The sequence below is a fragment of the Agarilytica rhodophyticola genome (genome assembly GCF_002157225.2).
Lineage (GTDB): Bacteria > Pseudomonadota > Gammaproteobacteria > Pseudomonadales > Cellvibrionaceae > Agarilytica > Agarilytica rhodophyticola.
In genome coordinates, this window is sequence record NZ_CP020038.1 from 6447044 (window position 1) to 6460929 (window position 13886).

The following is a 13886-nucleotide window of genomic DNA, read 5'->3' on the forward strand; positions in this document are numbered from 1 at the left end:
GTGAAGCTAACGCCGTATATTTATAAAATTACTGCGCGTCACAGCGAGTAGTACCGCACATACAAATACTTGCGTTACTCTGGCTATTAGCACAATCAGTCGCACCATTGCCAAAGATATTTCTACATTGCTGTGTCGTATTACACTGATCCAAACCTAAGCTACCACCTGTTCTCTTTAACTCAATCCAATTAAGATTAAAACCGCCTGACTGGACTTGCACTCGCAAGGTATGGTTACCAGCGCTAAGTTGACCAAGAGAGGTAGACATTGTTTCCCAATTTTGCCATCCACCAGTAGAACCAACACTAAATGCATTACCTTTCGCAACACCGTCTACTTCAAGGGTGAACATACCGTTACCAGGAGCAGAAGCTACACGCACTTCGCCTCGGTACTCACCTGCTTGTCTAACAGTGATAGGGAATTCTAACCACTCATTACCATCGATCCAGCCAACATTGAAACCGCCGTTAGTATCAGTTGTCGCTTGAATATCAACATCATCATTGCGATGTTGGCCACCGGCATTACCTCGCGTAGTATCAAAGAACTTAACGTAGTTTTCAGCTTGTACAACACCTGGAACAGATACACGGTTACCAGGAGCTGGTGTTGGCGTAGGAGCAGGATTACCACCACCAGTTGCGCAAGTTTCCGCTACATTTTGTATATTCTGAGCTTGACCTGCGCCCACTGACTGGTGACGGAACATAATTCTATTAACTTTAAAGAATTGCGAACGGCCACTCATAACAAAAGTATAGTTCTCACCTGCATTCAAACGATAAACAGCAACACGCTTGTTGTTATGACCACCTGGATCTAGACGATTACCAGACGCCCATTGAAATTGATTATGGGCGCCACCAAAGAATTTAGTGTTTCTTTTAAGCATGGCAAGAGGCCCATCATTTCCGTGCGAGTTACCAGGGTTTGGACCAGCACCAAAATTTCCTTCGAGTCGAACATAACCATCATTCGCTACGTCTGTACGTAACTCACCATTAATTTGACGATTTTCTCTAGCTGCATGTAAATGCAAAAAGTAAAGACCATCGCGATTGACTTTAAAACGATAACTTAAAGGTGATCTGGCTGGGCCATTTAATGGTGTATTGCCATTAAACTCTAAATAACCAGAACCGCTAAATCCAGATATGCTGGTTTTCTTTTGCCACATTCCAAGCGCCGAAGGAGTGTTTTCCGCTTCCATAACAACTAGACCATTTCTTTCGGTATATTCGTTACAGGTCTGAGCATACAAGGATGCAGGGAGAAACATGGCGGCTAAAGATAAGCATGCCGTAGACATTAGATTTTTCATGAGGTTATTTACCTTAATTTTAGCAAGTAGTTAGGTTAAAGATACAAAACATGAACTGGAGCACCCATGTTTTTAGACACTGTTCAAAAAAATCTTTTCTTTCACAATAATTTTCATCAAAAACAAAATGGCTGAAGAATTATTATTAAAAATAAAAACCAAATGTTTTAGAAAATATCAAAGCTAAAAAACACTCCGTAAAGGAATGATAAATATTTTATAACATTATACAAAACAAAATTCTCATTAATTTACGCCATTAGTTAACCAGCACAAATTAAATTTAAAAAATTATAGTCATATACAACCCCCTTACCTTTAAAAAAATAAATAAGTCAAATCACTTCACAAATTTATTAATTTTACTTTTACAAAGTAAAAATCAATAAAAAAATATAACTATTGGTAAAGTAATAATTTTTAACATTTAAAATTATTATTTCGACAATTTCAGAAACGCTAAAATTATTTTTAAAATCAGACTTATTTGATCGGTTCAATTGAAACGACATATTTTTTAAAAAAGAAAAAATCAACTCAAACGATATACAACATCCAAAAAGCAAAAATATACAAACACAAGAAAATATTTTCTCAACAGAGATTATCTAAGACCTGCTAAAAAAACTTAAATACAAGGTCAAATAAAAAATTAACCAAGAGAATAAAATACGATTAATAAACACTTAAAGCTTATTCTTATTAATTCCTATGAATAGCCCCTAGTTTAACCAGTCATCATCATCAATAGATCAAGCCTTTCATACATTACTGTGGAATTTGCGCAAACAGTGGAATTAGGTGAGCTAGGGCCTATTGCCCTGACTTAATTTATCAATACAATTAATTTTACTTAGCTCAGAAGGTGCGCTTTACCGGAATCTATCTCTTCACGTATTATGCTTACAGCATATTATGGAGATTCTTATGGCACCTTATTTGATTAAATTTCAGGCTTTATTACTTATTACGATCAGCTTAAACTCATGGGCAATTGACTACCCGTATTCGTCTAAGGATGCACATAAAGGTGTCGTTGAGTTTGCCCCTGGAATAATATCGACAAAGAATAATTTTGAAATCAACGCCGTATTCAATAAGAAAGGCGACAAAGTGATTTTTGCCCGCTGCAACAAAGAGTTCACAAAATGTACAATGCGGCAGTCTAGATATATCAACAAGCAGTGGCAGGCAAGCGAGGTTCTACCTTTCTCCGGTAGTTATTTAGATGCCGACCCTTACTATAACGAAGACTACTCAGCATTATATTTCATCTCCAAAAGACCGATAAAAGCTAGCACTAAGGCGACAAAGTCTCTTAATTTTTGGAAAGTGAGAGTACAGGAAAAAGGCTGGGGGAAACCTCAATATCTGGCGGATTTAAGTTCCGATGCTGATGACCTATATCCATCATTTAACTCAGCCGGGGACTTCTATTTCCCGTCTTTTCGCAATAATAAACGTCTACTATATGTAGCTAAGTCAACCCGTAACGGCTTCGCAGAACCTGTAGCAATACCAGCGAGTGTTTACGGTAAAGAGGCGAAAATCGGCGATTCTGTAATAAGCCGTGATGGTAAATTTATCATATTTAGTATATCTAACCGTACCGATAGTAAAGGCCGGGGTGACTTATATATTTCCCATTGGAAAAATGGTAGCTGGACAATAGCAAAGAGTTTAGGAGAGCTAGTAAATACCCCAAATCATGAATTCACTCCTATTATGTCGCCAGACGGTGAATACTTGTTTTTCACTCGCATTGAAAATGGACTCGGTAACCTTTACCAAGTACATAAAAGCTTGCTTGAATGGGAATGATGGCTTAGAACCATCTATTTACAGATTTTGATAACTACTTTGACCTGCCAATAGAATCATTTATAGTCATCGAGCAGTTTCTGCTATTATAGGCACTTAAGGTTCTAGTGAAGTTGTTACTGTGTCTAAATTAAATCCTCGTCAAAGTGAAGCGGTACATTATATCGACGGGCCATGCTTAGTTTTAGCTGGCGCTGGCAGTGGTAAAACAAGTGTTATTACACGTAAGATTGCATATTTAATTCAAGAATGTGGCATGCCTGCACGCCACATTGCGGCGGTTACCTTCACGAACAAAGCGTCCCGAGAAATGAAGGAGAGAGTTAGTAAATTAGTGAAAGGACGCCAATCCTATGGCCTTACAGTATCAACATTCCATAATCTTGGTCTCAATATCATCCGCAAAGAACATCGCCACTTAAACTACAAATCAGGTTTTACTATTTTTGACGCAGAGGATGCCGGGGCCATTATAAAGGAGATCATGCTCAAAGATGGTGATACTAACGCAGACCTCCTCACCGCTGTACAGAGCCAAATCTCCAATTGGAAAAACGATTTAACCGACCCTCAAAAGGCATTGGAAATGGCTCAAAGCCAGGGGGAACAAACGTGGGCACTGATTTACCAGCGTTATGATAAGGCTTTAAGAGCCTATAATGCCGTTGATTTCGATGATTTAATCAGGCTTCCTTCACGCCTATTTTCAGAACAACCAGAAGTTCTGGCCCGCTGGCAACAGCGAATGCGTTATCTCCTGGTGGATGAATATCAAGATACTAATTCAAGTCAGTATCAACTAGTCAAGCAACTAATGGGAGATCGCGGTGCGCTCACAGTTGTTGGCGATGACGATCAATCTATTTACGCATGGCGCGGTGCACGTCCAGAAAACCTAGCTCTATTGAAACAGGACTTCCCTGCGTTGCATGTGGTCAAGCTTGAGCAGAACTATCGTTCCACTGCGAGAATTTTAAAAGTTGCTAATCATTTAATCGCCCACAACCCTCATGATTTTGATAAAACATTATGGAGTGATTTTGGCATGGGTGAGCCTATACGTCTCATTAACTGCAAAACTGAAGATGCCGAAGCCGAGCGAGTAGCGACAGAAATTCTTACCCAAAAAATAAAGCGTCAGAATCATTTTCGAGATTATGCCGTACTGTACCGAGGTAATCACCAAGCAAAACTAATCGAATTAAAACTACAACATCACCAAATTCCCTATAACATGAGTGGCGGCACTAGTTTTTTTGCGCGCACAGAAATTAAAGACATCATGGCTTACTTACGACTTGTGGTAAACCCTGATGATGACAATGCTTTTTTGAGAGTTGTAAATACGCCTAGACGGCAGATAGGTACCGGCACACTTGAAGCCCTCGGTCGCTATGCAACTGAGCGCGATATTAATTTACTTGCAGCCTGCGATGAAATTGGCTTGCAAAGTGTTATTCCTAAAAAAGGCTTGGATAGAATACGTGAATTTTCCACTTGGTTAACTCGCGTTAGGAATAACTGTCACAATAACAATCCCATCGTAGCAATACGCGAAATGATCGATGACATCGATTATGAAGGGTGGCTACACCAAAATGCCAGCGCGCCAAAAGTTGCAGAAAGGCGTATGCAAAATGTATGGACATTAATTGATTCTATTAAGTCAACTCTTGATAGAGATGAGGAAGAAAAAGATGGCGAGCAAAAAATTAATGACGCAGTAGCAAAGTTGGTGTTACAGGATTTACTAGATAGACAACAAGAAGAAGATGAAACTGACAGAGTTCAACTCATGACTTTACATGCATCCAAAGGGCTTGAGTTTCCTCACGTTTTTTTGATTGGAATGGAAGAAGAAATATTACCCCACCGCAATAGCATTGAAGATGATAATATTGAAGAAGAACGCCGACTCGCTTATGTAGGTATTACCAGGGCACAAAAAACGCTAACCGTTAGCTTAGCTGCAACACGAAAACAGTTTGGTGAAAAGCAAAGTACTGAACCCTCGCGTTTTATTGATGAATTACCCGAAGAAGATATAGAAAGAGAAGGTTTTGGTACTGCGACAAAAGAACAAATAGAAAAAAAAGGAGAAGAAACTCTTAGTTCATTAAAAGGGTTATTCAACTAAAAGTACTTATCAGCTAAAGCTGATCGCGATAGCTTTGCCGCATACAATAACTATAAATTATCACCAGCCCATGCTGCTAAAGTATCTAGCACTGGATAAAGAGATAAACCTTTTGCAGTTAAACTGTATTCCACTCTAGGCGGCACTTCCGGATAAACTTTTCTATTAATAAAACCATCGCGCTCTAGATCTCTCAATTGTGAAGTCAAAACTTTTTGTGAAACGCCAGGTATACTACGGTGCAACTGACCAAACCTGATTGTTCCAGCTTTTTGAAGATTAAAAATTACCAATAGTTTCCATTTTCCACCAATACATTCCAAAGTTTTCTGCAAAGGACATGCTTCTTGAGACATATCTACACACTCTAATTATTAATTTTCCCGTTATATATCTACCTACATTGCTTATCAACCTTCTCCTTTTAAATGGTTATAAGCCAATAGTTACCTTTTGGTAAGTACAGTACATTAAGGTGCATACTTACATAAAATATTGTAGCTCTTTAAAATAACAAATACACACTAACTTAGCTAGCGGAGATAAATATGAATAGGGTTTTTGTCACTGGTGCCACCGGAGCGCAAGGACACGCAATTACTCAGGTATTAAATCGGAAAAACATAGCGGTCTCATCAATTTCTAGAGGAACATCGCACAGCAATGCCTTACTAAACATAGAAAAAGGTGATATTACAGATTTAACACACTTAGCTCACGCAATGTCTGGATCTGAGGCCGTCATCTTTACGTTACCACTTATTTTTGACTACAAAGAAGTAGAAAAAATAACACAAAGTGTTATAGCCGCAAGTAAAATGCAAGGGATAAAAAAGATAATATTTAATACAAGTATTGCCCTTGGATCTAAAAAAACGGGTTGTGCAGCAATCGATGTCAAACATAAAGCGCTATCGTTACTAAATGCATCAGATTTAGACATCATAACATTAATGCCTACTTTATATTTGGATAATTTAACTACACCTTTTCTCCTACCAATTATACAAAAAGACAATATTATTCCCTACCCTGTTGATAATAATTTTAAACTCGCTTGGATTTCCCAAGAAAACCTTGGAAGGTACTGTTTAGCAGCATTAAAAAATGATGATTTAATTGGCCAAAAAATATTGATTACAAACAAAGATAAAATTACTGGAGACGATCTGGCAAATATTATTTCTTATGCATCAAAGAAAAGTATAAATTATATCGCACTACAAGCAGATCAATTTGAAGAAAACCTAAAAAAAACTCTAGGCAACGATATAGCCAAAGAAATTGCCAATTTATATAAAGCTATAGATAAACATAGAGATGACTTTGAATCTTACTCTAGCGAAGATTTTATTGCGTCCACATTACTAGAAACAACTCAAGAATGGGCTAACCATATAGCCTGGTAAAATAACTCTAAATTAAATTTTATAGCTTATAGGTTTTACAATTCCATACAAAAAGCCACGGTATTTAAGGTGCCTATGGCTTTTTATACAAACTACTAGTTTATTTACAACTACCCTATGCTAATACCAAGTGTGAAGCTTAAAAACAAGGAACCACAATATCACTCTTGACTTCCAGAAGTTTCTTTGCACCAAAACCTTGCACCTTAAAAGACAAGGTATACAGAAAAAACCTATAGAAAAATATTGTAAATAAAAATGTAATGAAACAATATAATATTGCATCATTTATTACATTTATACTTAACCACAAAGGCTTTGTATACGAATAATTTTTTAATCGATATCAAAATTAATGTTACTCAACTTGAGAGTATACATAGAATTCATATTGCAAATCACTGATTTATCTTAGAATTTTATATTCTTCCATTCTTATTTTTTTTATTTATTACGCTTGACAAGCGATATTACATTGGAAACATTCAAAAGAATTCTAAGATTTTTTAAAAAAAATATACGAAATACCCTATCCTTAGAGAACCACTTTTAATACGACACGTAAATAGGCATGAGAGATCACAGAATATGCGAATTTTTGTGTTAATGTCATGCCAATATTTTACTAAAGCATGTTTAAAGACAACCATATCAGCCAATACTGAGAGCATGTGATGGAAGACCTAGATATCAATATATCTCTATACCAAAAAAACGGCCAAAATATATCACCATTTATTGCTAAAAACGATGTTGACAAAGGTGAAGAACAACAGCTTGTTTTTGAACTTGAGAATCGAGAAAGTCAGATCGATGACATTTTTGTCACAATAAAGACCGCCCAAAACCTTTTATTACAGCAACATTTACCAATTTCATGTATAGAAAAAGGGAAAACCTACTGGGAATGGGACGGTTTTAATAACAATGGTATTTATGACTCGTCATTATTAAAACAGAGACCAATCTCTGTAATATTTCAAGTAAAAAGTGGTGTTAAGCAAAAAATAATAACGAAGACCCTTATCGCTAGATCAGCTAAGAGAAAATGGCTTGACATTAGAGTTGACAGAAACAAAAAGTCTGTCGATGTTACCCTTAGACTCAACATAAAGGATGCAGGCGCCAAAGGGTTAGGAAAAGCAGTTAGTAGACAACTAGAAAACAACCCTCTATACAAAGCTTTACCTTCAGGCGATCCTAAAAAGCAACCACATCTTAGGTATAAAAGTTTCTCATCATTGAAAGATATCGTTTTCTCAGGAATCAAGAATTATTGGCAGCAAAATATAGTTGCCACTGATGGCAACACATACTCACTTAATATAGAGTCAGTCAATGCAAAAAAAGATGCCATGAACGATATTTCCATCGTTTATAACACTAACCGTGAATGGTTAAACTATGGCAGTTCAAATCCCATAAAGAATGCCTTACCGATTCTAAATCAATTTCTTAACCATAAAATTGCATACAATACAGGTTGGGTAAAATACAATAATGAATGGTTCTACGAAGATGCCGCCGATGCAGATCGTGAATTTTCTGAAGTTGCTGCTTATGAAATTGGACATGAAATGTTAAGGACTGCTGGTGAAGCATATCACTATAAAGATCTAGCAGAGATTTCACATCAACAAAGCTTAGCTACCGCAGATTTACCTTACCAATTTAATGCGGGACAATTTACTCCTAGGGCAGAAGCAATAAATTATTATAGTGGCGATAAACCGGAAAATCTTCACATCCCGACAAAAGCATCAGCAGATGATATCATCGCTCTTTTACAACTAGCTAGTCTAAAATTTTATACAGGTAAAAGTATTTAATTAGTACTCGCCATTAGCATTGCAGAAAAATCATATAACTTTGCAAAAAAATCATATAACTCACGTACATTTTTTAAATGAGGGGTTATATGATTAACCATTCACAAAAAATTATTATTAAAAATAATATAATGCCTACATATCATTTAAAGATAATGTGGTATCTCAAGTCGTAATCATAAATTAACAATAAAAATATAATATTGTTTCTTTTCCAAATCATAAAAAACAATTACCCTGGGGCACGGCTATGTTTTCAACCTCTCGGCTTCATATTATTTTTTCATTTTTATTTTTTAGTTTTTACCATTCGTTGACTAATGCGGCAGAAATAACACGAGGCCCGTATTTACAATTAGCAAACGATAAAGCTATTACTATTCGCTGGCGCACAAATACAAGTACAGACTCTGTCGTACGCTATGGAAATAATCCTGCAAATTTAAACCTTAGTAAAACTGTTTCCGGAAGGCGTACCGAACACGAGGTGAGAATAACTAACTTATCACCGTTGACAAAATATTATTACTCTGTGGGGAGTACCACTGAAACTATTGCCGGTGGTAATACCAGCTACCGCTTTACCACATCACCTATACCAGGAAATGCAACATCAACACGTATATGGCTTATTGGTGACTCAGGCACGGCCAATCGTAATTCCGCTGCTGTATATAACGCATATTTAAACTATCGAGGATCGAGCGATACTGATTTATGGGTCATGTTAGGAGACAATGCATATAACGATGGTACAGATAGAGAGTACCAAGCTGCAGTTTTTGATAGCTATCCTGAATTATTACGAAGAACACCTGTATGGCCAACACTCGGTAATCACGATGGTCGGTCAGCCGATTCCTCTAGTGAGTCTGGCGTTTATTATAATATTTTCACCTTGCCACGTAATGGTGAGGCAGGAGGACTGGCTTCAGGAACAGAAGCTTATTACTCCTTTGATTATGGTGATATTCATTTTATCTGCTTGGACTCTTATGAAACTGATCGCTCAAGAAATGGCGCCATGATGACTTGGCTAAAGAACGACCTCGCGGTAAATAATCAAAAATGGACTATTGCTTTTTGGCACCACCCTCCTTATACAAAGGGCTCTCATAACTCAGATACAGAAAGAGCTCTAATAGAAATGAGGCAAAACGCTCTGCCCATTATAGAAAGCTACGGTGTGGATTTAGTTTTTTCCGGACATAGTCACTCCTATGAACGCTCTTATTTGATTGATGGTCACTATGGTTCATCTAGTAGCTTTGACAGGAGCTCTCATTTAATTGACGGAGGTAATGGACGAGAAAATGGAGACGGGGCTTACCAAAAACAGGGACAAGCAGCACACGCTGGAGCGATTTATACGGTAGCTGGGGCATCAGGAAAAACATCTGGCGGCCGCCTAAATCATCCAGCAATGTATGCATCTCTTAACGAGCTAGGATCTGTAGTTCTCGATGTTAGCAATAATCGCTTAGACGCAGTGCATTTACGTGCAGATGGGGCAATCACAGACTCGTACACCCTACTCAAAGGCCCTGACGACACTCCACCGACTATAACCGAAGCAACAGCCTCTAAACAAAACCAAGTGGCGATAAATTTTAGTGAAAAAATAGACAGCACTTCTGCTGGAAAAGCCAGCAACTATTCTATTGACAATGGTGTTAGTATTTCCTCAGCACAAGCCTCAGGAAGTACTGCAACTCTCAACACATCAAGGCTAGAACAAAATATTAATTACACCCTCACAGTCAATAATGTCGAAGATCAAAACGGCAATAAAATAGCATCAAATAGCCGTATAGATTTTGATTATCAAAATATTCAAACGCTGCGCTTTCAAAATAATGTGGCACCTACTAGCTCGTATAACGGCACAATAGATACATATATAGCCAGCGGTGCAGCTAATCGTAATTTTGGTAATGCCCTAGAAATTCTTGCAGACGGCAACGACGGTAGTAATGGCGAATTGGCCACATTGTTACAATGGGATATAAGTAGTATTCCAAGTGGAGCCACAATCACTAAAGCTCAGGTAATATTAGATATTTTTAATCCGAGCAGTGGCAGCTACAACATATATGACAATGCCATCGATTGGAGTGAGAGTTCGGCCACTTGGAGCAAGCTTGACCCACGTAGAAATAGACAGGCGTTAGTCGCTAGTTTCTCCCCGGTATCGGCCAGGCCCCATACCATCGACTTAAATAGCGCCGGTGTCGCCATGGTTCAGGACTGGGTCGATAATAAAAATAATGGCATCATTATCATGAGTTCAGGTACTGGCGATGGTATTGATATTCGCTCTAGCGAATACAGAAACAGCAATCTGCGCCCGGAACTTTTGGTGACATATCGCGCCGGCAATAGCAGCGGCAACATACCACCGAAGGCAGATTTTACTTTCACTAAAAGTGGGCGTAATGTGAGTTTTTCAGATGTATCTTCTGACAGCGATGGCAGTATCAGCGCATGGTCTTGGGACTTTGGCAACGGTGTAGTGTCCAGTCTGCAATCACCGCAGTATAACTACAGTTCTGATGGTAATTATACGGTTACCCTAACTGTTACTGATTCTGCTGGCGCAACCGCATCAACCAGCAAAAGTATATCGGTATCAAGCGATACACCTAGGACAACCCTCCGTCTACAACAAGGCTTAAATGGCTATCGAGGTTCTGAAGATAGCTATGTTGCTTCAGGCAGAGGCAATGATAACTATGGCGGTAACGCGGCAATTTTAGCGGATGGCAGCGATGGTAGCCGCGGAGAATTAGTATCATTGTTAAAGTGGGATCTGTCCTCAATTCCTAAAGATGCTAAAGTAGTAAGTGCTAGTATTACACTTAGAGTTTTTGACCGCTCAAGCTCATCTTATAATCTATGGGAGATGACAAGGGCTTGGAGTGAGAGTAGTGTAAATTGGAATAACTCTGCTCCAAACTCGAATAGAGGCGATAATATAGCCAGTTTTACTCCAAGCGCTACAGGAACTTACACAATTGATTTGAACTCTTCGGGCCTAGCACTAGTCCAAGGCTGGATAAATCGTTCTGCCAATAATGGCTTTATGATCCGAAGTGGTGGCACAAGTAACGGTATCGATATTCGTGCGAAAGAATATGCGACACAAAATTATCGACCAATGCTGACTATCGTATACCAATAGCACTAGGCTAAAACCACCGTCGGATACCCATTCATGGCAGTCGTTAAAATACAATTGCGTTTGTACATATTTTAACGACAACGGCCGAAAAGGGCTGGAAGCCCTTTTCCATAAAGACTATATGTGGTTTGTTTTAAGTTACAAGTAGAACCTGTAACAAGTAAGGCCTTTAAATAGCACCTATAATATAAATTTATATAGATACAAGCTGTATCATTGCATAGTTAGGCCCTTACTCTCTAAACTAGGGCCTTTAAACATAGACTTTTAAATATAGTAAATCTCGTTTTGATAGTATTACCTAATGCAAAATAATCGACTCTATTTCTTTTTCATATTAATTGCATCTGTCATTGCCAATAATGCATTGGCACACGGGCAAGCAAGTGAAAGGTTACACGCTCTGGATCATCATATAGAACAAACGCCTAAAGATGCATCTTTATATGTAAAACGTGGCCGTATCTATCGCGATGCACAACAGTTTACGCAAGCATTAGAAGATTACGACACAGCACTAAAACTTTCCCCAAAATCTTCTGAAGCATTATACTGGCAGGCTGACACATACTTTTTGCAAAAAGACTATGATAAAACCCTGGCTAGCGTAACAAAATATTTAACAATTAAACCTAAATCTCCTGAAGGTCATTATTTGCTCGCTAAAGCTTATGTTAAGTTAGGGTTGGCGGTTAAAGCAGAAAAACACTTCAGCTCAGCTATTCAATACAATGATAATCCTCCACCTCAATGGTATTTGGATAGAGGTAATGCCCAATTGGCTGTTCGCCCTTTGTCGCTAGAACGTATTGAATCCGGTATAAAAGAAGGTATCGATAAGCACGGTGAAATCGTTAGTTTTATAAGCTTTTTAATTCGTATTAATAAAAGCGCTAAAAACTATTCTGCTGCTTTATCTTGGATTAAGCATTTGCCAGTACAGCTTATTGGCACGCCTCATTGGAAAAATGAACATGCAGAAATATTAGCCTTATCGGGTAGAACAAGGGAGGCTATATCACTTTATCGTTCCGTCATGACTCAGATTGCCACTTACTCGAATAAAAAGAGAAACCTACCTGCTTTCGTGGAAGAGAACGAAAAGGCAAGAAAAAATATATCGAGACTAGAAAGTCTATCGGTTCAGACTCACTAGCTATCAACATTGTTAAAATTTCTTATTTTTCTTCAGTAATTTTTTATATTCAATTTCAGAACATGGCTCTAATACAAGCATAGAGCCTTCACTTTCTAAAAAGGTTTCGTTGGTTTTCGGCGCACGAAATTTAATATACTTACCTTCGCCAATTTCCATAGTATCAGTCATACCTAGCTGAATATTATGGCTCTGAAGGTATTTATGTATTTCTGTAAAAACCATAAAATACTCTTCCGCAGCTTCAATATCGGTTAAAAAGGCGGCAAAATCAGGTAAATATAGAGCATCAGCACCAACAGTTCTTATCCACAAAGAATTTTCATCTTCGATAAAGTATTTTACAAAACCACAATATAGTATTGAAGGGAGAAGCGTATATATTACTTGTTCTAGCTTATCGACGGTATTTCTTTTGGGTGAAAGCATAGCTGTAGGTAAGCAACTTGTTGCCCTAAGATTAACAACCATAAATGCATCTTGCTCAGCCATAACACCAGCAGCAATCGCTAAAGCATCATATTGAACATAGGGATTCACATCATAACCAACATAGCTTAATAAAACATAGCTACTATGTTTACGGGCTTTTTGTTTAATACCCTGGTCACAATGCGCTAATTGCAGACTATAAGATAGGATTTCTTCAGACATGGGCTGATCAATACCGACGAATTGAACCACATGTTTACCCCATCCGATTAACCCCTGAGTTGTGCCATGGACAGATCCATTTTCTTCTATGCTAACCCGAGCGTCACTACTTACTAATGGATGCCTGTGTAAGGCGCGCTTCAAATCCTGTTCACGTAGACAATAAATATCAGAAAATAATATATGGAACCTTAACGGTTCGTGATGATTATTAAGATTTGCAACTAAGCTATTACAATTATTTTTATTCACAATCCCCCCCATATACACCATTGACAACGATTTCAATGATATATTTCTGGACGCCAGAAAAGCCTCCAAATTAACTCTCAGTAGTACTTTTTAGCAAAGGCAGTTTAATTGTTATTGTTT

The 13886-nt window shown here is 37.9% G+C and carries 9 protein-coding genes; 6 read left to right on the top strand and 3 right to left on the bottom strand.

Annotated elements, in window-relative coordinates:
* Positions 1-28 precede the first annotated feature (28 nt).
* Entirely contained in the window at positions 29-1327 is a 1299-nt protein-coding gene (locus tag BVC89_RS26670; protein WP_086934131.1) for a carbohydrate-binding protein, read from the bottom strand.
* A 927-nt stretch (positions 1328-2254) separates the two neighbouring features.
* Between BVC89_RS26670 and BVC89_RS26675 the strand changes: the two genes are divergently transcribed.
* Together BVC89_RS26675 and rep are read left to right on the top strand one after the other, a co-directional pair.
* Positions 2255-3148: a TolB family protein gene (locus BVC89_RS26675; RefSeq protein WP_158658146.1), complete on the top strand. Its 894-nt coding sequence runs from the start codon at positions 2255-2257 to the stop codon at positions 3146-3148.
* A 121-nt stretch (positions 3149-3269) separates the two neighbouring features.
* Entirely contained in the window at positions 3270-5285 is a 2016-nt protein-coding gene (gene rep / locus BVC89_RS26680) for a DNA helicase Rep (RefSeq protein WP_086934133.1), read from the top strand.
* Between the two features lie 50 nt (positions 5286-5335).
* Here the strand turns inward: rep and BVC89_RS26685 are convergent, their stop codons facing one another.
* On the bottom strand, positions 5336-5641 hold the full coding sequence (locus tag BVC89_RS26685; protein WP_086934134.1) for a winged helix-turn-helix transcriptional regulator: 306 nt from the start codon (positions 5639-5641) through the stop codon (positions 5336-5338).
* A 192-nt stretch (positions 5642-5833) separates the two neighbouring features.
* Here BVC89_RS26685 and BVC89_RS26690 point away from each other — a divergent pair, with 192 nt between their 5' ends.
* The 4 genes from BVC89_RS26690 (at position 5834) to BVC89_RS26705 (ending at position 12860) form a co-directional block, all read left to right on the top strand.
* Positions 5834-6694, top strand: a complete 861-nt coding sequence (locus BVC89_RS26690; protein WP_086934135.1) for an SDR family oxidoreductase — start codon at positions 5834-5836, stop codon at positions 6692-6694.
* A 674-nt stretch (positions 6695-7368) separates the two neighbouring features.
* Positions 7369-8523, top strand: coding sequence for a hypothetical protein (locus BVC89_RS26695; protein WP_086934136.1), 1155 nt, complete (start codon positions 7369-7371; stop codon positions 8521-8523).
* Between the two features lie 250 nt (positions 8524-8773).
* Entirely contained in the window at positions 8774-11704 is a 2931-nt protein-coding gene (locus tag BVC89_RS26700) for a DNRLRE domain-containing protein (protein WP_086934137.1), read from the top strand.
* Between the two features lie 304 nt (positions 11705-12008).
* Positions 12009-12860 carry a tetratricopeptide repeat protein gene (locus BVC89_RS26705; protein WP_086934138.1) on the top strand — a complete coding sequence of 284 codons (852 nt, stop codon included), beginning with the start codon at positions 12009-12011 and terminating at the stop codon, positions 12858-12860.
* 12 nt (positions 12861-12872) lie between these two features.
* Here BVC89_RS26705 and BVC89_RS26710 read toward each other — a convergent pair whose 3' ends face one another.
* Positions 12873-13766: a hypothetical protein gene (locus BVC89_RS26710; protein WP_158658147.1), complete on the bottom strand. Its 894-nt coding sequence runs from the start codon at positions 13764-13766 to the stop codon at positions 12873-12875.
* Positions 13767-13886 lie beyond the last annotated feature (120 nt).